This window comes from Streptomyces sp. NPDC003042 (assembly GCF_053591315.1).
This window is the reverse complement of record NZ_JBSFTP010000001.1, coordinates 214,828-234,313: the sequence shown is the minus strand read 5'-3', so window position 1 is coordinate 234,313 and position 19,486 is coordinate 214,828. Positions and strand designations below refer to the sequence as shown.

At 71.3% G+C, this 19,486-nt stretch carries 20 protein-coding genes and 1 tRNA gene; 4 read left to right on the top strand and 17 right to left on the bottom strand.

The window, feature by feature from the left end; translation table 11 throughout:
* Positions 1-4 precede the first annotated feature (4 nt).
* Entirely contained in the window at positions 5-580 is a 576-nt protein-coding gene (locus ACWDYJ_RS01030; RefSeq protein ID WP_451563305.1) for an antibiotic biosynthesis monooxygenase, read from the top strand.
* Positions 581-583: 3 nt separating this feature from the next.
* On the opposite strand, the gene ACWDYJ_RS01025 is transcribed toward ACWDYJ_RS01030, so the two are convergent.
* The 17 genes from ACWDYJ_RS01025 to ACWDYJ_RS00945 form a co-directional block, all read right to left on the bottom strand.
* A complete protein-coding gene (locus ACWDYJ_RS01025; RefSeq protein WP_451563304.1) occupies positions 584-2,233 on the bottom strand; it encodes a long-chain fatty acid--CoA ligase in 1,650 nt (549 codons plus the stop codon).
* 159 nt (positions 2,234-2,392) lie between these two features.
* Positions 2,393-2,938: an LppU/SCO3897 family protein gene (locus ACWDYJ_RS01020; RefSeq protein WP_451563303.1), complete on the bottom strand. Its 546-nt coding sequence runs from the start codon at positions 2,936-2,938 to the stop codon at positions 2,393-2,395.
* An 86-nt stretch (positions 2,939-3,024) separates the two neighbouring features.
* Entirely contained in the window at positions 3,025-3,558 is a 534-nt protein-coding gene (locus ACWDYJ_RS01015) for a SigE family RNA polymerase sigma factor (protein ID WP_451563302.1), read from the bottom strand.
* A gap of 158 nt (positions 3,559-3,716) precedes the next feature.
* Positions 3,717-4,883: a lipid-transfer protein gene (locus tag ACWDYJ_RS01010; RefSeq protein WP_451563301.1), complete on the bottom strand. Its 1,167-nt coding sequence runs from the start codon at positions 4,881-4,883 to the stop codon at positions 3,717-3,719.
* On the bottom strand, positions 4,880-5,269 hold the full coding sequence (locus ACWDYJ_RS01005; RefSeq protein ID WP_451563300.1) for a MaoC family dehydratase: 390 nt from the start codon (positions 5,267-5,269) through the stop codon (positions 4,880-4,882). Before ACWDYJ_RS01005 ends, ACWDYJ_RS01010 begins: the two co-directional genes overlap by 4 nt.
* The gene (locus tag ACWDYJ_RS01000; RefSeq protein WP_451563299.1) at positions 5,266-6,378 is read right to left on the bottom strand and encodes an acyl-CoA dehydrogenase family protein; all 1,113 of its coding nucleotides are present in this window, start codon (positions 6,376-6,378) and stop codon (positions 5,266-5,268) included. The genes ACWDYJ_RS01005 and ACWDYJ_RS01000 overlap by 4 nt, the downstream gene beginning before the upstream one ends.
* 1 nt (position 6,379) lies before the next feature.
* Complete coding sequence (locus ACWDYJ_RS00995) at positions 6,380-7,438, bottom strand: bifunctional MaoC family dehydratase N-terminal/OB-fold nucleic acid binding domain-containing protein (protein ID WP_451563298.1); 1,059 nt, start codon at positions 7,436-7,438, stop codon at positions 6,380-6,382.
* The gene (locus ACWDYJ_RS00990; protein ID WP_451563358.1) at positions 7,435-8,595 is read right to left on the bottom strand and encodes an acyl-CoA dehydrogenase family protein; all 1,161 of its coding nucleotides are present in this window, start codon (positions 8,593-8,595) and stop codon (positions 7,435-7,437) included. Before ACWDYJ_RS00990 ends, ACWDYJ_RS00995 begins: the two co-directional genes overlap by 4 nt.
* A gap of 172 nt (positions 8,596-8,767) precedes the next feature.
* The gene (locus tag ACWDYJ_RS00985) at positions 8,768-9,079 is read right to left on the bottom strand and encodes a hypothetical protein (RefSeq protein WP_451563297.1); all 312 of its coding nucleotides are present in this window, start codon (positions 9,077-9,079) and stop codon (positions 8,768-8,770) included.
* A 540-nt stretch (positions 9,080-9,619) separates the two neighbouring features.
* Entirely contained in the window at positions 9,620-9,988 is a 369-nt protein-coding gene (locus tag ACWDYJ_RS00980; RefSeq protein WP_451563296.1) for a DUF6344 domain-containing protein, read from the bottom strand.
* A gap of 272 nt (positions 9,989-10,260) precedes the next feature.
* The gene (locus tag ACWDYJ_RS00975; RefSeq protein WP_451563295.1) at positions 10,261-10,923 is read right to left on the bottom strand and encodes a histone deacetylase; all 663 of its coding nucleotides are present in this window, start codon (positions 10,921-10,923) and stop codon (positions 10,261-10,263) included.
* Between the two features lie 146 nt (positions 10,924-11,069).
* Positions 11,070-11,156, bottom strand: a tRNA-Ser gene (locus tag ACWDYJ_RS00970).
* Positions 11,157-11,229: 73 nt separating this feature from the next.
* The gene (locus ACWDYJ_RS00965) at positions 11,230-12,186 is read right to left on the bottom strand and encodes a trypsin-like serine peptidase (protein ID WP_451563294.1); all 957 of its coding nucleotides are present in this window, start codon (positions 12,184-12,186) and stop codon (positions 11,230-11,232) included.
* 203 nt (positions 12,187-12,389) lie between these two features.
* Positions 12,390-13,460, bottom strand: a complete 1,071-nt coding sequence (locus tag ACWDYJ_RS00960) for a YeiH family protein (RefSeq protein ID WP_451563293.1) — start codon at positions 13,458-13,460, stop codon at positions 12,390-12,392.
* Positions 13,460-14,020, bottom strand: a complete 561-nt coding sequence (locus ACWDYJ_RS00955; RefSeq protein ID WP_451563292.1) for a cysteine dioxygenase — start codon at positions 14,018-14,020, stop codon at positions 13,460-13,462. Before ACWDYJ_RS00955 ends, ACWDYJ_RS00960 begins: the two co-directional genes overlap by 1 nt.
* A gap of 98 nt (positions 14,021-14,118) precedes the next feature.
* The gene (locus ACWDYJ_RS00950; RefSeq protein WP_451563357.1) at positions 14,119-15,024 is read right to left on the bottom strand and encodes a LysR family transcriptional regulator; all 906 of its coding nucleotides are present in this window, start codon (positions 15,022-15,024) and stop codon (positions 14,119-14,121) included.
* Positions 15,025-15,105: 81 nt separating this feature from the next.
* Positions 15,106-16,608, bottom strand: a complete 1,503-nt coding sequence (locus tag ACWDYJ_RS00945) for a S1C family serine protease (protein ID WP_451563291.1) — start codon at positions 16,606-16,608, stop codon at positions 15,106-15,108.
* A 254-nt stretch (positions 16,609-16,862) separates the two neighbouring features.
* Here ACWDYJ_RS00945 and ACWDYJ_RS00940 point away from each other — a divergent pair, with 254 nt between their 5' ends.
* The 3 genes from ACWDYJ_RS00940 to ACWDYJ_RS00930 all read left to right on the top strand — a co-directional run bounded on the left by ACWDYJ_RS00940 (position 16,863) and on the right by ACWDYJ_RS00930 (position 19,457).
* Complete coding sequence (locus tag ACWDYJ_RS00940; RefSeq protein ID WP_451563290.1) at positions 16,863-17,663, top strand: glycerophosphodiester phosphodiesterase; 801 nt, start codon at positions 16,863-16,865, stop codon at positions 17,661-17,663.
* 85 nt (positions 17,664-17,748) lie between these two features.
* Positions 17,749-18,351 carry an ATP-binding protein gene (locus ACWDYJ_RS00935; protein ID WP_451563289.1) on the top strand — a complete coding sequence of 201 codons (603 nt, stop codon included), beginning with the start codon at positions 17,749-17,751 and terminating at the stop codon, positions 18,349-18,351.
* A gap of 131 nt (positions 18,352-18,482) precedes the next feature.
* Complete coding sequence (locus ACWDYJ_RS00930) at positions 18,483-19,457, top strand: DUF5926 family protein (protein WP_451563288.1); 975 nt, start codon at positions 18,483-18,485, stop codon at positions 19,455-19,457.
* The last annotated feature ends 29 nt before the right edge of the window (positions 19,458-19,486 follow it).

Below are 19,486 nucleotides of genomic sequence, written 5' to 3'. Positions count from 1 at the left end.
GCCGATGGCCATCACCGACACGACAGAGCAGAGCGTCCCCGCCGACAACGGGGAGGTGAGCCTGCTGATCGCGCGGCAGGTGGAGCCGGGCTACGAGGCCGCCTTCGAGACGTGGGCGCGCGGGATCCTGGAGACCGCGGCGGGCTTCCCGGACCACCTGGGATACGGGCTGTTCCGTCCGGCGGCCGAGGGCGCGCCGTGGTTCCTCGTACACCGCTTCCGCGACCAGGCGGCGTTCCAGCGGTGGCAGGACTCCGCGGAGCGGGCCCGCTGGTTCGCCAATTGCGAGGGCCACCACCACACGGAGGTGGCCCGGCGTGAACTGCACGGCATGGAGACCTGGTTCGCCAAGCCCGGTACGACCCGGCCCGCGCCGCCGCGGTGGAAGATGGCGATCAGCTCGGGGCTGGCCATCTTCCCGATCTCGCTGATCGGCAACGCGGTACTCGGGCCGTACCTGGTGGATCTGCACTTCGTCCTGCGCACGGCCGCCTTCGCGGTCGTCTTCAGCACGCTGATGACGTACGTGGCCATGCCCGCGGTCAGCAAGCTGCTGCGACCCTGGCTCACGCGCGGCTGAGCGCTACGCGAGGGTGGTGACGTCCAGGGCGTTCTCCGCGTACTGCTTGCGGATCACCTTCTTGTCGAACTTGCCGACGCTCGTCTTCGGTACCGCCTCGATGAACGTCCAGCGCTCCGGCAGCTGCCACTTGGCGACCGACCGGCCGAGGAACTCGCGCAGTCCCGCGTAGTCCACCGTGGCGCCCTCCTTGAGGACCACGGCGGCCAGGGGGCGCTCGCCCCACTTGTCGTCCGGGACGGCGACGACCGCCGCTTCGGCGACCTCGGGGTGGGCCATCAGCGCGTTCTCCAGCTCGACGCTGGAGATCCACTCGCCGCCGGACTTGATGACGTCCTTGGCCCGGTCGGTCAGGGTGAGGTAGCCGTCGGGGCTGATCACGCCGACGTCGCCGGTCTTGAGCCAGCCGTCCGCACTGAACTTGTCCTCGGGGCGGATGGGTTCGCCGTCCGCGCCGCCGTAGTAGGCCCCCGCGATCCAGGCTCCGCGCACCTCCAGCTCGCCCGCGGATTCGCCGTCCCAGGGCAGGTGGTCGCCGCCGGGGCCGACGAGGCGGCCCTGGACACCGGCCGGGAAGCGGCCCTGGGTGACCCGGTACGGCCACTCCTCCTCCGCGCTGAGGCCGGCCGGCGGGTGCGCCATCGTGCCCAGCGGGGAGGTCTCGGTCATGCCCCAGGCGTGGCAGAGGCGGACGCCGAGCTTGTCGTAGGCCTCCATCAGGGAGGGCGGACAGGCCGCGCCGCCGATGGTGACCTGCTTCATCGACGTCAGGTCGCGCGGGTTGGCGGTGACCTCGGCGAGCAGCCCCTGCCAGATGGTGGGGACGGCCGCGGCGTGCGTCGGCTTCTCCCGCTCGATCATCTCGGCGAGCGGGGCGGGCTGCAGGAACCGGTCCGGCATCAGCATGTTGATGCCGGTCATGAAGGTGGCGTGCGGCAGGCCCCAGGCGTTCACGTGGAACTGCGGGACGACCACGAGCGTGGTGTCCCGGTCGGTCAGTCCCATCGACTCGGCCATGTTGACCTGCATGGCGTGCAGATAGACCGACCGGTGGGAGTAGACGACGCCCTTGGGGTCCCCGGTGGTGCCGGAGGTGTAGCACATGGCCGCGGCCTGGCGCTCGTCCAACTCGGGCCAGTCGTAGCGATCGGAGCGGCCCGCGAGGAGTTCCTCGTACTCGTGCACCCGCACGTCGAGGCCGTCGAGGACGGAGCGGTCGCCGATCCCGGCGACCACGACGTGTTCGACGGTGGGCAGGTGCGGCAGCAGCGGCGCGAGGAGCGGCAGCAGGGTGCCGTTGACCAGCACGACCCGGTCCGCCGCGTGGTTGACGATGAAGACCAGCTGCTCGGGGGGGAGCCGCAGGTTGAGGGTGTGCAGGACCGCGCCCATGGACGGGATCGCGAAGTACGCCTCGACGTGCTCGGAGTTGTTCCACATGAGGGTTCCGACGACATCGCCCTCCTGTACTCCGCATTCGTCGCGGAGCGCGTGAGCGAGCTGCGCGGCGCGCTTGCCGATGTCGGCGAAGCTGCGCCGGTGCGGTTCTGCCCCACCGGTCCAGGTGGTCACCTGCGACTTGCCGTGGATCGTCGACCCGTGGGCCAGGATCCGAGAGACAAGAAGCGGCACGTCCTGCATGGTGCTGTACACCGGGGGCCTCCCCATTGAGTTACGCGGCGGTAGCTACTCAGGGCGATTCTGGAGGCGTACCACGCGGTATGTCACTACCTTCGGCGCACAACTTGTGGCGTGACGGGCAAGCGAAGGGGCGATGTTTCACGTGAAACATCGCCCCGTGCGCCTTCAGCCCTACTTGATCTCGTTGATGCAGAGCACGAACTGCTTGCCGGAGCTACGTCGGCCGCTGGTCTGCTCGTGGTAGCCGATGTCCGACTTGCCTTCGCACTTGGCGCTGTCGATTGTGTCGGGGATCACCTCGACAACCTTGTATGTGGCGTCGGCGCCACCACACTTCACGACCTGGAGATCGGGAGAGATCGTGGTCCCGTTGTTCTTGAGGCAGTCGCCGACCTTCGCCTTGTCGGCATCGTCCTTGCTCGCGAAGTAGCCCACCACGCACATGATGGCGACGATCACACCGGCGATGATCTTCAGGATCGTCATGACGCCCATACGGCGTCGGGCCGGCGGCGCCGGCGGCTGAGCGGACCACTGCTGCTGGGGCTGGCCCTGCGGAGGCTGCTGCTGGCCGTACGGGTTGCCCTGCTGCGGCCCGCCACCGTACGGCGGCTGCTGAGCCTGCTGCTGCGGGTAACCGTAGCCCGGCTGGGGCGGCTGGCCCTGCGGAGGCTGCTGCTGGCCGTAGGGGTTGCCCTGCTGCGGCGGATAGGTCATATGGGAGTCCCCCGATGAGCGTGTGTGCGTCCTTTTGACGCGAGCACGCTATAGCACCGCAGAGGATCACCGCGCCGCGCGGCCGTTCAGCGGACCGGAGTGAGTTCCGGATCCTGGCGCAGCTTGACCAGCGCACGCGAGACAGCGCTCTTGACCGTGCCGACCGAAACCCCGAGCAACTCGGCTGTCTGCACCTCGCTCAGGTCCTCGTAGTACCGCAGGACGACCATGGCGCGCTGCCGGTCGGGCAACCGGGTCACCGCACGCCACATCGCGTCGCGCAGCGCCTGCGCCTCCGCGGGGTCGGCGGCCGGCGGCTCCTCGCTCTCCGGGAGCTCGTCGCAGACGAACTCGTCCACCTTGCGCTTGCGCCACTGGGACGTCCGGGTGTTGACCAGCGCCCTGCGGACGTAGCCGTCCAGGGCCCGGTGGTCCTCGATGCGGTCCCAGGCGACGTACGTCTTGGCGAGCGCCGTCTGGAGCAGGTCCTCGGCGTCACACGGGTTGGCGGTGAGCGAGCGCGCGGTGCGCATCAGGACCGTGCCGCGGGTCCGGACGTACGCCGAGAACGACGGGTACGGCGTCGGGTTCGAGGCGAGCGTGCACACAGGCGTGGTCATGGCTCCACGCTAGAAGCGGAGCACGCTCGTGGGATCGGCCGCAGGTGCCGAAGGCGGGTCCGTCTCAGGTTGTAGGGCGGGGGCGGGCCCGACCTCCTGTAGGTGGAGGGGGTGGGGCGCCCGTGGGAGCCCCACCGCGGTCGCCGGCGCGCCGGAGATCAGCCGTCGGCGCCCAGGATCAGCCCGGAGGTCGGCACCCCCGTACCGGCCGTGACCAGTGCGTGTTCCGCCCCCGCGACCTGGTTGACGGAGGTGCCGCGCAGTTGGCGGACGGCTTCGGCGATGCCGTTCATGCCGTGCAGGTAGGCCTCGCCGAGCTGGCCGCCATGAGTGTTGATCGCCAGCGCGTCGGCGGCCACGAAGTCGGCGGCCTCGCCGGGCCCGCAGAAGCCGAACTCCTCCAGCTGCATGAGGACGAAGGGGGTGAAGTGGTCGTAGAGGATGCCGACGTCGATGTCGGACGGCCGCAGCCCGCTGGTCCGCCACAGCTGCCGCGCGACCACGTCCATCTCCGGGAGTCCCGTGAGGTCGTCCCGGTAGAAGGAGGTCATCGCCTCCTGGCGGCGGCCGGCGCCCTGCGCGGCCGCCGTGATGACGGCGGGCGCCTGCCGCAGGTCCCGGGCCCGTTCGGTGGTGGTGACGACGAGCGCCTGGCCCCCGTCGGTCTCCTGGCAGCAGTCCAGCAGCCGCAGCGGTTCCACGATCCAGCGCGACGCGGCATGGTCGGCGAGGGTGATGGGCCTGCCGTGGAAGTACGCGGCCGGGTTGTTCGCGGCGTGGCGGCGGTCGGTGACGGCAACGTGGCCGAAGGCCTCTGGGGTCAGCTGGTAGGTGTGCAGGTAACGCTGGGCCGCCATGGCCACCCACGAGGCCGGGGTGAGCAGGCCCCAGGGCAACGACCAGCCGAGGGCCGCGCCCTCCGCCGAGGGCTCGCGCTGCTGGACGCCGGAGCCGAAGCGGCGGCCGGAGCGCTCGTTGAAGGCGCGGTAGCAGACCACGACCTCGGCCACCCCGGTGGCGACGGCGAGGGCGGCCTGCTGGACGGTGGCACAGGCCGCGCCGCCTCCGTAGTGGATGCGGGAGAAGAAGGAGAGGTCCCCGATGCCGGCCGCCTGGGCGACGGTGATCTCGGGGCTGGTGTCCATCGTGAAGGTGACCATGCCGTCGACGTCGGCCGGAGTGAGCCCGGCGTCGTCGAGGGCGGCGTGCACCGCCTCGACGGCGAGTTTGAGCTCGCTGCGGCCGGAGTCCTTGGAGAACTCGGTCGCGCCGATGCCGGCGATGGCGGCGCGGCCACCGAGATCGTCCCGCAGGCGCACGCTCATGCCCCGGCCTCCAGCGTGACGGTCACGGTGCCCGTGACGTGGTGGCCGAGGCCGTTGGCGCCGACGACCCGGATCTCGGCGGTGTCCCCGTCGAGGGCGGTGACGGTTCCGGTGAGGGTCATGGTGTCGCCGGGGTGGTTGGGGGCGCCGAGGCGGATGGCCACCCTGCGCAGGACGGCGTGCGGTCCGAGGTGGTCGGTGACGTACCGGCCGACCAGGCCGTTGGTGGTCAGGATGTTCATGAAGATGTCCGGGGAGCCCTTCTCGCGGGCCAGAGCGGCGTCGTGGTGCACGTCCTGGTAGTCGCGGGAGGCGATCGCGCCCGCGACGATCAAGGTGCGGGTGACCGGGATCTCCAGTGGCGGCAGCGCGTCGCCGACGTTCATCTCTCGTCCCCCTCGGGCCGGGCGGCAGCGGGTGCCACGTCAGTGGGTGCCACAGCGGTCAGTGCCGCCTCGGCGGGTGCCACGGCGTCGTCGGACAGGAGCGCGCCCAGCTCGGCCAGCAGCTCGCTGCCACAGCCCAGGTAGGCGTCCAGTTGGCGGCCCCACAGGAAATGCCGGTGGACCGGGTGATCCAGGTCGGCGCCCGTGCCGCCGTGCAGGTGCTGACCCGCGTGCACGACCCGCTTGCCCGCCTCCGAGGCCCACCAGCCCGCCGTGAGGGCGTGTTCGCGCGCCGACAAGCCCTCGTCGATCCGCCAGGCCGCCTCGTACGCGGTGACCCGGATCGCCTCGGTGTCCATGTACGCGTCGGCCGCGCGCAGCATGACCGCCTGGTTGGTGGAGAGCGGCCGGCCGAACTGTTCGCGGGTGGAGGTGTGTTCCACGGCGCGGGCCAGCGACCCGGCGCAGACCCCGGCCTGGAGTCCGGCGAAGGCGGTGCGGGCGGCGGCCAGCACCTGTTCGTAGGCGTTCTCGCCGCCGAGCCGCTCCGCCTGCGCGTCCGCCAGCGTCAGCCGGCCCGCCGACCAGGGCGCGGTGGTCTCCACCGGCCGCGTCGCCACACCGGGCGCGTCCGTCCGTACGAGCCACAGCGCCGACTTCGTGTCCGGCACCAGCACGTGCGTGGCGTCGCGCAGCCAGGGCACGGCCGGCGCGCTGCCGGTGAGCCGGCCGTCCGGCGTGGCGGCGATCCGACCGCGGGCCGGGAAGGCCCCGGTGGCCACGGCCTCGCCGGAGCCGAGGGCGGGCAGCAGCCGGGCCCGCTGCCCGGGGCTGCCGTGCGCGGCCACGGGCAGGATCCCGTACGCGCACGTGGCGGCGTACGGGACCTGCGCGGTGGTGCGGCCCTGTTCCTCCAGCAGCAGGACCAGGCCGAGGAGGCCGACGTCCTCGACGGCGGCGACGAGCCCGGCGGTGGTGAGGGCCTTCCACAGCTCGGCGTCGCTGCCGGTGCCCGCGGAGGCGAGGCGTTCGTGGGTGGCGAGGTCGCGGAAGATCCGGGCGGCGAGGCCGGCCGCCGCGGCCTGTTCCTCGGTGGGATGGAAGTCCATGTCAGCCCGCCTCTGCGCGGAAGACGGGGAGTTCGAGCGTGTCGTCGACGCGCAGGAACTCCAGCCGGACGGGCAGGCCGATGCGGACCTTGTCGTACGGGACACCGGTGATGTTGCTGACCATGCGCACGCCTTCGGCGAGCTCGACGAGCGCGACCGCGTAGGGGCCGCCGCCGCCCGCGTCCGCGTCCGCGGCCGCGTCCGCGGCCTGGTCATGCGCCGTGAAGGCCGGGAAGGAGGGGTGGTGCATGACGACGTAGCTGAAGACGGCGCCGGCGCCGCTCGCCTCGACGGTGTCCCAGTCGGGCGAGGCGCAGGCGTTGCAGCCGGGCAGCCAGGGGAACCGCAGAGTGGTGCAGGCGGTGCAGCGCTGGATCAGCAGTCGGTGGTCCCGGACCCCGTCCCAGAAGCCGTGGTTGTCACGGTTGACGACGGGCCGGGGGCGCTGGGCCTTCCCGGCCGGGGACTGAGGGGGTTTCCGCGCGGGGTGCTGCGCGGGGGGCTGTGCGGCGTGCTGCGCGGGGGGCCGTGCTACGTGCTGCGCGGGGGGCCGCGCCGCCGGGGCGTACTTGAGGATGCGGAAGCGGTGCGTCCCGGCGGGCTCGCCGTTCGCCCGGACGTCCATCCGGGTCGTCACGAAGTGCCCGGCGCCGAGCCTGGTCGTCTTGCGCGGCGAGACCGACTCGATCACCGCGTCGAAGGTCACCGTGTCCCCGGGGCGCAACGGGCGCAGGTACTCCTGCTCGCAGTCGGTCGCGACCACGGCGGTGCAGCCCGCGCCGTCGAGGAGACCGAACAGCTCCTCGTAGGCGGGGGACCGGTCGGTGTGGCCGGAGAGGCCGCCCATCGTCCAGGCCTGGAGCATGGTGGGCGGGGCGATGGCCCCCGGTCCGGTGTAGGCGGGGTTCGCGTCGCCCATCGCCTCGCACCAGTGGCGGATCATCGGCTCGTTGACCGGGTCCTTGCCCCGTCCCTCGGTGGCGGCCGGCCGGCCCTCGAAGGCCTTGAGCAGCGCGTGGAACCGGTCACCCCCTTCCCCGGCCCCGTCCGGCGTGGTCATCGCTTCCTCCCCTTCATGCCGAGCCGCATCATGGCGACGATCTCCCGCTGGACCTCGCTGACCCCGCCGCCGAAGGTGTTGATCTGGGCGGCCCGGTTCATCCGCTCCAGCTCCCCTCCGGCGAAGGCGTCGGGCCCCGGCCCCCGGACCAGGCCCTCCTCGCCCACCGCCTCCTGGCACATCCGGTAGACCTCGACGGTGGACTCGGTGCCGAGGAACTTCACGCCGCTGGCGTCGCCGGGGGCGAGGGTCCCCGCGCCGACGTCCTGGACGAGGCGCCAGTTGAGCAGGCGTACGGCGGCCAGCCGGGCGTGCGCCTCGGCGAGCCGGGACCGCACCCAGGGCTGGTCGGCCGGGCGCTCGCCGGTGACCGGGTCGGGGGTGCGGGCGTGGCGCAGCGCGTGCGCGTAGAAGTCCTCGGCCTGCATGCCGATCGCGGCGAGGGCGACCCGCTCGTGGTTCAGCTGGTTGGTGATCAGGCCCCAGCCGCCGTGCTCGGGGCCGACGAGGTTGCCGGCGGGCACCCGGACGGAGTCGTAGTACGTCGCCGTGGTGGTGAGGCCGCCGACCGTGTCGATCGGGGTCCAGGCGAAACCGGGGGTGTCGGTGGGCACCAGGATGATCGAGATGCCCTTGTGCTTGGGGGCTTCGGGGTCGGTGCGGCAGGCGAGCCAGATCCAGTCCGCGTTCTGGGCGTTGGAGGTGAAGATCTTCTGCCCGTCGATCACCCACGCGTCGCCTTCGCGCACGGCCCGGGTGCGCAGGGAGGCGAGGTCGGTTCCGGCCTCGGGCTCGGAGTAGCCGATGGCGAAGACGAGGTCGCCCTGGAGGATCCGGGGCAGGAAGTAGTCCTTCTGCTCCGGGGTCCCGTACTTCATGAGGGTGGGGCCGACGGTGTTCAGGGTGACCATGGAGACGGGTGCGCCGGCCCGGTGGGCCTCGTCGAAGAACACGAACTGCTCGTCGGCGCCACGGCCTTGACCGCCGTACTCGACGGGCCAGCCGAGGCCGAGCAGCCCGTCGGCGCCGATGCGGCGTAGCAGGGCGCGCTGGGTGGACGGCTGCTCCTCGGGCGGGCCGTCCGGCAGCAGGCTCCGGAAGTATTCCCGCAGTTCGGCGCGCAGCCGCAACTGACCTTCGGTGGGGGCGAGGTGCACGGCGCTGGCCTCCCGGCATGACATCGACACTACTGATCTGACTGTCCGTCAGTTTCGGTGGGGATGTCAAGGTCGCCGATCGTCGCGGACGCGCGAGGACGCCCGCGCTACCGGACCCCAGCCGGTCCGGTCGCACGGGCGCCCTCAGTGGTCAGCGCGGCTCAGTCAGCGCCTACCACCAGGGGTAGAAGTTCACCGAGACGTTCGAGTTGGCCTGGTGGATCGCCGTGAAGGCCGACCCGTTGACCTGCGCGGTGTTGTTCTGGTTCGACGCGCCGGAGCCGGTGGCCACCTGCTGCGAGGTGGAGGAGTTGCCGTGGTTGTCGCCGCCCACACCACTGCCGATGATGCTGGCGACGCTCGCATTCGATCCGTCGTTCGCGAAGGAACCGTTGTCGGCCGAGGCCACCCCTCCGAAGAGGGCGACGGCGAGGGGGAGAGCGGCGACGGCGGCGATGACGCGGGCGGTACGGATGCTTGCCATGTCTGAATCCTCCAGGAAACCGAAGTGGGGTGTTCTCCAAGGCAGTTGGCCGACCGCCTCGGTCGTTCCGTGTGGTGACGACGTCGCGAGATCAGAGTTGCCCACCGAATCCCCGGCGAACCACCCCATGGCCTCTGATTCCCCCGCAAGCATGACCAACATCGGATAAACCTCATTCGCATCCCTGCCGCCCCAGGTCCGCGCCCCGACACCCCCTGCAACGCCTGCCCCACAAGAGGCGAACCGTTCCGCCAGACCGGCACGCCCCGGACATGCCGAAAAGGGCCGCGCCATCCGGAAACGTCACCGTCTCCAGGCCTGCGGCCCTGCGATACCAAGCTTCACGCCCCCTGCACGCCCCCGATGACCGCCGGGGCATCCCTGTGCGCCCCACGCCCCGGGGCGCTTCGCAGCGCGATCCACGGCCGATGACCGACCGGGCTCCAGCGTCTGCTTTCGTACGTCTTCTACACCTGCAACACCTGCGGCTACGTCCGCCCCTCGCCCCTGCTGCTGCTGCGACTGCTACTCATGCGCCTGCTACACGGCGAGGGCCAGCCGGTCCCGGACCGGAGCGGCGTTCCCGGCACGCGGGGTCAGCATGACATCGCCTGCCGCGAGAGCGGCGGCGGTGGTCGAGCGTCGGACGGACGGGCTCTTGCCATGTGCCTCGGCACGGATCCGCTGCTTGATGGTCGGCGGGAGCGAGCCACCGCGCATCATGGCCCGCCACGTCCGCCGCGCCACCACGGTCGGCCGGCGCCGCGCGGCGGGGACGCCGGAAGCGGTGACCGCGTCGGCGGCGGCGACCGGGGCCGCCTTTCCGGCCAGGCCGAGGGCGGCCAGAAGGGCCACGAGCGCGGTGAGGACAGCGGTCCAGATCGACGTGATGCTGTTGCGGTGAGCCATGACGAGTGCCTCGTTTCGCGATGTCCCGACGGGATGTTCCGACGGGCGGATCTGCATACATTCGTCATGATGTGGCCGCAACCGCACCGCCCCCACGACCCGCGCCGTTCTTCCGACAAACACCACTCGGAAGGCCCAAGGCCGCCGATCAGGGTCCGGCAGGACCAGCCACGCCTTCTACCGCGAGCTCGGCTTCCTCTCCTACGAGGAGAAGGAAATGGCCGGCTTCGGCCTACCCCCGTCCGCCAGACCTTCAGGCGGAGGTCAGGAGGTCAGGAGGTCAGGAGGTCCACGATCTCGTCCGCGCTCCAGTGGCCGGCAGCGCCGGGGCACTGCGCGAGATAGCCGGCAATGGACCGCTCGTCCCAGGGCCCGGACTCCAGCAGGCCTGCCGCCAGGTACTTCACGTACGCGGCGGAAGGCTTGACCCAGTCCACTTCGCGCATGGCCCAGGGAGCCGTGAAGGTCAGCACGGGGACGCCTTCCAGCACGCCGGAGCAGATCAGCGTCTCGTACCGGCCGGGCCCCAACTCGTCCCGCCCCGACCGCAGGACCGCCCTCAGGTCCACATCCGTCCCCGGCTCCCGGTACATCTCCTGAGCGGCGATGTCGGAGAACTGCTGCGCTGTCACCAGATGGGCACGCCCCCGCGTGCGGCCCGGCACCGCCGGGTCGTAGAAGCCCCTGCCACCCGTCCAGACCGTGGACTCCGTGGCGAAGTACAGGCGCCCCGGCAGCTCGACCGGTAGCGACCGGGCCGGCGCGCGGTGATCTCGACATCCCGGATAGCTGCGGAAGGCACCCGGCGGGGTGCCCCCGGCCAGGTAGAAGCTCAGACGGTCCATATGCATGTTCGAGCCGTAGGACGCGTACCAGACCAGCTCAGGCGCGGCTCCGTCGGTACGGGCCGCTTCCACCGTGTGCACGACGTTCATCGTGGGAGCGTAGACGTCCAGACACTAGGAGCCGAAGGCGACGCCAGGGAGTGCCAGCCCCCCCCTGGGCCACCACCCGGCCCACGAAGAAGGGGCGCCCCTGATGAGGGGCGCCCCTTCTGATCAGCGCGTGCGCTGAGGTGCGGCGGTGGGTGTGGGATTTGAACCCACGGTGACATCGCTGCCACGACGGTTTTCAAGACCGTTCCCTTAGGCCGCTCGGGCAACCCACCTGGCCGGTACAGAGTACCGGGATGTGGGGGTGGGTGGGGTGGGTGTTCCGGGTGGTGGAGGGGTGGGGGTGGGTCAGGCGGTCTGGGCCTTGTCGTAGGCCGCCTTGGCTTCGTTGCCGAAGTACGGGCCGAACATCCGGTTCGGCAGGAAGGTGTAGCCGAAGCTGTTCACCGAGACCTGGGTGCCGAGGCCGGTCGCCTCGTTGAAGTCCTGGAACCAGGGGCCGCCGCTGGAGCCGCCCGTCATGTTGCAGGCCAGGCTGTGGTCCTTGGTCAGCAGGAAGTCCCTGCCGCTGTTCCCGCTGCAGTAGACGAGCTTGGTGCCGTCGTAGGGGGAGGCCGCGGGGAAGCCGAAGGAGTACATCTTCTTGCTGTAGCCGCCGTTGAAGAGGATGCCCTGGGCTCCGACGACCTGGCTGAGCTTCTGGCCGTTCAGCGGGGCGACGACGGCGAGGCCGACGTCCATGTTCATGTCCTCGCTGGCCGCCCACTGGTCCGTGGCGAAGGTCTTGGTGGCCGACCACTGGCCGTAGGGCGCGTTGCCGTTGGCGTACGCCGGGACGAACACCCAGTTGGTGTGCCAGGCGCCCTGGTACTTCACGCAGTGGCCGGCGGTGACGACCGTGCTGCCGTTGGCGCTCGTGACCGAGTCGCCGGAGCAGGAGGCGGTCCGGTCGCCCATCGTGAAGAAGACGCGGCCCGAGGTCTTCACCACCGCCCCGCCGGCCGTCCAGGCGCCACCGGCCTGCGGGAATGCCGTGGGGGACGCCGGGGCGGAGGCGGCTGTGGGGGCGACCAGGGTGGGGCGGGCCGACTGAGCGGGCACCGTACGGCCGCTTCCGGGGGCCGCCGTCACATCGAGGGGGGTGGCCTGGCGCATCCGCTCGGCGGTCCAGAAGCCCGGGTCGTGCTGCTGACGGAACGAAGCGGGCGACTCCGCGGCGGTCGAGGGGGTGGCCGCCGTCAGGGCCCCGGCGATCAGGGCGCTCGCGGCGAGGAGGACGGATGCCGCCGTGCGATGACGATTCACGCAGGACTCCTTCTGCCGTGCCCGGTCCGGTCGGAGCCGGGCAGGGTGGGGGTGAAGAGCTGTCGGTGCGGATCGGCTGTTCGACTGTTCGGCTGTTCGGGTTGCGGGGGCAGAGTCGCACGAGGGCCGCGAGATGTCAGGGGGCAGTCGGAACGTTCGGTCGGTTCCGGCCAGGAATTGGCCAACGCACCCCACCTGACGCCTCATACGGTGAGCAGCACCCCCACGTACGAGGCTCCGGCGACCATCACCCATGCCCCGAGCCCCAGCAGCGCCGCGCGCCCCCCGGTACGGGCCAGCGTCGGCAGGTGCACCGCGCTTCCCAAACCGAACAGGGCCGCCGCCAGCAGAGCCTCCTGCGCCGTGTGCGCCCACTCCAGCGCTACGTCGGGCAGCGCGCCCGTGGCACGCAGCGCGGCCGCGGCCAGGAATCCCGCCACGAACAGCGGCACCGGCGCCGGCCGCCGCCCGGAGGAGGAGCGCACGCCGAGCCTCCGGGCCCGTACCGAGAAGGCCACGGCTGCGACCAGCGGGGCCAGCAGCGCCACCCGCATCAGCTTGACCAGCACCGCCTCGCCGAGCGCACCGGGCCCCGCGGTCTGGGCGGTCGCCACCACCTGGCCGACATCGTGGACGCTCGCTCCCACCCATCGCCCGAACGACGGGTCGGAGAGCCCCAACGGTCCTTGGAACAGCGGGAGTACCGCTATGGCCAGCGTCCCGCACAGCGTGACCAGTGCGACCGAGGCGGCCACGTCCTCCTCGTCGCTGCCGGACACCTGGCTGACCGCGCCGATCGCCGATGCCCCGCAGATCGAGTACCCCGTGGCGATCAACAGGGGCTGGTCCCCCGGGAGTCCGAGGCGACGGCCCAGCCAGAGCGTGCCGAAGAAGGTGGCCGCGACCACACCGGTCACCATGGCCACCGTCGCCCAGCCCAGCCGGACCACCTGGTCCAGGCCCAGGCCGAGACCCAGCAGGACGATGCCGATCCGCATCAGCCGCCGCCCGGCCAGGGACAGACCCGGGCGTGCGGGGCCGCGTACGACGGCTCGTAGGCCCGGAAGGTGGGCCACCGCGATGCCGAGAACCACCGAGGCGGTGAGCATCGGCACCGTCGGGACCAGCAGGTGCACGCACCAGGCCACCAGGGCCCCGGCTGCGGCCAGTCCCAACCCCGGCCAGGAGCTGGAGGTTTCACGTGAAACATGCCCCATCCGCATCCGCATCCGCGCCCGGGTCGGCCGGTCGGCGGTGCGGTTCAGCAGGGCCATCAGCCGGTCGGTTCCGGGTAGACGCGGCGGACGCTGCTGCCCAGACGGGCCACGTCGGCGCCGTAGACATGCAGGGATATCGCCGTCGTACGACAGGAGTTGCGCACCTTGTGGATGTCACCGGGAGGAGCGAACCCGCAGACGTCGCCCTGGCCGTTGACCACTTCCTCGGTTGCCACGAGACGGGCGGGGCCGCCCTCCGGGGCCGTGGAGGGGGCCAGCCGGTAGCGGATCTCCCTCTCCGCGCCCTCGTGCACTCCGGCCACACACCAGGAGACGTGGTCGTGGATGGAGGTCTCCTGTCCGGGCAGCCAGACCAGCGCCACCACCGAGAAGCTGCCGTCCGGCTCGGTGTGCAGGATGTGCTGCCGGTACCGGTCCGGGTGCCCCTCGCGCTGACCGGGGGTGAGCAGATCGGGCGTGCCCAGATGCGGGGCGACGCGCTCGCCGACCAAGTAGGCGGTCAGGTCGGGTGCCAGCCCCCGGTCCACGACCCTGCGGATCTCACTGACGAGGGCGGCCATCCTCGTGGTCGTACGGGCCGGCGTGGTGGTGGTCATACCAGCAGCGTCCGTCGGCCCATCCATCACGTCCAACGACAGTTCTGCCCTGAAAACCCAAGCTCCGCTTATGGACGGGTGAGCGAAGATCGCCGAGGTCAGCAGCCGATCCGGTTCGAGGCGACCCGCTTCAGCTCGTCCAGCACCACGGCCGTCGCCGGGATCCGCAGGTGGTCGCGGTACACGTAGGCGGCGATGTGACGGCGCGCGGCCGGTTCGAGCACTCGCCCGCAGACCCGGTTGAGGGAGAGCGAGGGCAGCACGAGTGCGGGCATCATCGCCACGCCCAGGCCCTGCGCGACCAGGCTCTGGACCACCAGGTTGTCGTCGGTCGCGAAGCGGATGTCGGGCACGAAGCCCAGCTCCGCGCACTCGTGCAGCAGGTTCGCCCGGCAGCGCGGGCAGCCCGCGATCCACCGCTCCTCGGCGAGGTCGGCCAGGTGCACCGCCCGGCGCCGGGCCAGCGGATGGCCGTTCGGCAGCAGCACGGTCAGCTGGTCCTCCAGCAGCCTGACCTCGGCGACCTCCTCGGGGATCTCCTCGTGCAGGCCGGGATAGGTGAAGGCGAGGGTGATGTCGCACTCCCCGCGCTGGAGCCGGCGCAGCGACTCCGGGGGCTCTCCTTCGAGCAGTTCGACCTGGACACCGGGGTGGCCCTTGGCCAGACCGCTGAGCGCTTCCGGGACGAGGGTGACATTGGCGCTGGGAAATCCGCAGACCCGAACGCGCCCGGTACGCAGACGCGTGTACGCCTTGAGCTGGGCTTCGGCGGCCGAGAGGCTCCCCAGGATGGATTCGGCATGCCGGGCCAGGGACTCGCCGGCCTCGGTGAGCTTCATCTTCCGGCCCACGCGGGTGAACAGCGGGGTGCCGACGGCGCGTTCGAGCGCCTTCATCTGTTGGGTGATGGCGGGCTGGGTGTACCCCAGGACGCGAGCGGCCGCCGAGTATGACCCCGCGGCGACCACTTCGTGGAATGTCCGTATGTGCCGTGAATCGAACACCATCGAAGCATAAGCAGATATTGGGAGGGGCCGTAGGCGGAATCCCGCCCACGGCCCTCTCCATCAAGCCACCGGCACCGGCTACTTGTCCCCGACGCGTGAGCCGAGCGTGATGTCGACCGTGGTCGGCTTTCCGTCGCGCAGGTAGGTCAGCTTCACCGTGTCGCCCGGCTTGTACGTCCAGATCATGCTGATCAGGCTCGGGCCGCTGTCGACCGGCTTGCCGCCGAACTCGGTGATGATGTCGCCGGGCCTCAGGCCCGCCTTGCCGGCCGGGCCGTTCGGGTCGACCAGCTCGTTGCCGGGCGCACCCTGCTCGGAGATCTTGGCGCCGTCGACCTTGGCCTGGAGGTCCACGGAGACGGAGATCACCGGGTAGACGGGCTTGCCCGTCTTGATCAGCGACTCGGCGACGTTCTTGGCCTGGTTGATCGGGATGGCGAAGCCCAGGCCGATCGAACCGGCCTGGCCGCCACCGAAACCGCCGTTGCCGGCGGACTGGATCGCCGAGTTGATGCCGATGACCGCACCCCGGCCGTCGAGCAGCGGACCGCCGGAGTTGCCCGGGTTGATCGAGGCGTCCGTCTGCAACGCGCTCATGTACGAGTTCTTGCCGCTGGAGCCGTCACCGGAGGCCACCGGACGGTTCTTGGCGCTGACGATGCCGGTGGTGACCGTGTTGGACAGGCCGAACGGGGCACCGATCGCGATGGTCGCGTCGCCCACCGCGACCTTGTCGGAGTCGCCGAGCGGCAGCGGCTTGAGGCCCGCCGGCGGGTTCTTCAGCTTGAGCACGGCCACGTCGTAGCCCTGGGCCCGGCCGATCACCTCGGCGTCGTACTTCTTGCCGTCGGAGAAGGTCGCGAAGAGCTTGCCGCCGTTCGCCGCGGAGGCCACCACGTGGTTGTTGGTCAGGATGTGGCCCTGCTGGTCGTAGACGAAGCCGGTACCGGTGCCGCCCTCACCGTCTCCGGCCGAGGCCTCGATGGTGACGACGCTGGGCAGCGCGGTGGCGGCGAGGCCCGCGATCGAGCCGGCCTCCCGCTTGAGGTCCTTCGGTGTGTTGCCCGCGCTGATCGTGGTCGAGCCGGAGCCGTCGTTGCTGCGTTCGGCGGCCCAGTAGCCGACGCCGCCGCCGACGCCGCCCGCGAGGAGGGCCGCCGCGACGACGGCCGCGACGAGGCCGCCCTTGCCCTTGGGCTTGGGCGGCGGGTTGCCCTCGGTGGTGAACGGGGCGCCCCAGGCGCCGCCTCCGTGACCGCCGTTCGCCCCGTACGCGGGGACGGTGGGCGGCGGCGGAGGCCAGCCGTGGGCGCCGTGCGCCGCCGGACCGGGTGCGGGGACGGGACCGGGGGCCTGCGCATACGCCGGAGCCGGAGCCGAGCCGTACGCCGGCTCCGGCGCCTGGGCGGGCGTGGGCGCGGCCACCGGAGGCGAAGCCGGGGTGGGCGGAAGCTGCTGGGTCTGCTCGGCGCCCGGCACGGGAGCCTGGGCGGCGGAACCAGAGACGGGTGCCGGCACAGGGGGTGCGGACGGGGCCGCGGGGGGCGTCTGGGCCGCGGTTCCCTCGTTCTCGGTGCTCACAGCGCTCTCTCCTCGTCACAACACGGCTTATACGACTTACACGGCTTATACAGCTGCTGGAAATATCTGGTGATATCGGTCCGACTGAACGTTCGACGTGCCGCACAAGTTCCAGACAAAGCTTTTCCCATGACCCGTCAGAGCACTGTAAGCCGGACCTGTGCGTCTACCCCCATCCTTTATCTCCGGCATTTCGGACGCATCCGCAGGACCCGCCCCGCCACGCCACGGCTCCTCGGTGGCACCATGACCGGGTGACCCACGCAACGCCGCGCCCCATCCAGGTCGTCGCCCACCGCGGCGCCTCGGAGGATGCCCCCGAGCACACCCTGGCCGCCTACCGCAAAGCCATCGAGGACGGCGCCGACGCCCTCGAATGCGATGTCCGGCTGACCGCCGACGGCCACCTGGTCCTGGTCCACGACCGCCGGGTCAACCGCACCTCCAACGGCCGCGGCGCCGTGTCCGCCCTGGAACTGGCCGATCTCGCCGCCCTCGACTTCGGCTCCTGGAAGGACCGCGAGGAGTCCCCCGACTGGGACGCGGACCCCGAGCGCACCTCCGTGCTCACCCTGGAGCGACTGCTGGAGCTGGTGTCCGACGCCGGCCGGCCGGTGCAGCTCGCGATCGAGACGAAGCACCCCACCCGCTGGGCCGGACAGGTGGAGGAACGCCTCCTGCACCTCCTCAAGCGCTTCGGCCTGGACGCCCCGCCGGCCGAGGGCCCGCACCCCGTCCGGGTCATGAGCTTCTCCGCCCGCTCCCTCCACCGGGTGCGGGCGGTGGCGCCGACGGTTCCGACCGTGTACCTGATGCAGTTCATCTCGCCCCGGATGCGCGACGGGCGGCTGCCCGCCGGAGTGCGGATCGCCGGGCCGGGGGTCCGGATCGTGCGCAACCACCCCGGCTTCGTCCGCAGGCTTCAAGCCGCCGGGCACTCCGTACACGTATGGACGGTGAACGATCCCGAAGACGTTCAGCTGTGCGCTGATCTGGGCGTAGAAGCGATCATCACGAACAGGCCGCGCCAAGTTCTGTCACAACTCGGGCGCTGACGTCCCCTTTTGCCCACCCGCCCCACGCAACGCACTCGTGACGGCGTGTGCTCCGGCGCATCCGCTGCGCAGTCATGGGCCATGAATGCGTCAGAGGGCCTCGCCATGGCGGTTTCCGGTCCAGGCCAAGGGGGCATCCAGACCATGGCGTGGGGCTAAGGAGGTTCCGGGGGTGGCGTTGGTGATGGCACAAGAAGTGCCCACGTCGTCGTGCGTGGATGTACGCCATGGTCCTGCGGGCGTGGGCGAGGCGAGACGCCGGATGCGCGAACAACTGCGCATCAGCGGCCTGTCCGAATCGGTCGTGGACGATGCCGTACTGATCCTTTCCGAACTGCTCAGCAATGCCTGCCGACACGGCCGGCCGTTGGGTTCGCCGGAAGTCGGGGACGGGGAGATACGCGCCGCATGGTGCGTCGACAAGGCGGGGCGACTGACGGTCGAGGTCACGGACGGGGGCGGTCCCACGCGCCCCGTTCCAGCCACGCCCTCGGTCACCGCGCGCGGCGGCCGGGGGCTGAACATCATCAGCGCCCTCGCCCAGGACTGGGGTGTCCGGGACGGAGCGGCGGGTGAGGTCACCGTATGGGTGATCGTCGCCCGGGGGCCCCGGCACGACGATTTCGCTACGCGCGTCACTGCCCCGGCGATCGACTTCACATCGGCATTCGACGATCTCGATCCGTGAACCGGATCCTTGTACGCCGGGAGTGCACGCCGACCGTGCTCCCGGCCGCACCCCACCGGTTGTGGCGGTACGAACGGCTAGGCTCGCGACCAGAGACACCGCCGTACCGCCGCAACCGGGAGACACCCACGATGGCCAAGAAGCGCCCCGCCGCGAAGACCGCGAAGCCGCAGCTCAACAATGGGGAAGTCCCGGTGGTGGGCGCGCGCGAGCCCTGCCCCTGCGGCTCCGGGCGCCGCTACAAGGCCTGCCACGGCGCCGCCGCCGCGCACGCCGTCACCGAGCACGTGCAGCGCCCCTTCGAGGGCCTGCCGGGCGAGTGCGACTGGGTCGCGCTGCGTGAGCTCGTGCCCGCGGCCACCGTCCCGCTGCCCCTGAAGGGCGGCCTGCCCGAGGGCGTCCCCTCCGTCACGCTGGTGACCGTTCTGCCCATGGCCTGGCCGGCCCTGCGCCGCGAGGACGGCTCCGTCCTGCTGGGCCTGCAGAACGACTCGACCACCGGCGACCTGTCCCGCGACATGGCCGACACCCTGGAGCGCGCGCTCGTGGCGGAGCCGGGGACGCCGATCGCGGCCCGCCGGGTTCCGGCCGAGGGCACCCGACTTCAGGATCTCCTGGACCCGGACGGCGTTTTCGAGCCGGTTGTGCACAGCGGCTTCGAATTCTGGATTCCGGAAACCGAAGCGGCCCAGAACGCCTCCCCGGAGATCGCCGCTTCGCTCGAGCGCGCGAACGCCGCCGCCATCCCGACCGTCAAGCTGGCCGGCGTGGACGCGTCCTACTGGTGCGAGACCCCGGAGAAGAACCACCTGCGCTGGGTCATGCCGCACCCCGAGGAGAAGCTGCTCGACGCCCTCGCGCGGCTGCACGCGGCGGGTACCTCCTCGCTCGGCGAGGGCACCAAGCTCGTCGGTTCCTTCCGGGCGCACGGCCTCATGGTGCCCGTCTGGGACCTGCCCACCGGTGTTTCGGCCAATGACGTGGAGAAGCCCGCGGGCGAGTTCGCGGAGCGGCTGGCCGAGGCGCTGGCCGCGGACGCCCCGCTGACCACGGAGGAGCGCCGGGCCCGCGGCGGACTCACCAACCGCCAAGTCACGCTCAGCTGACGTCCGCGCGGGGAGCGGGAACCGGTGAC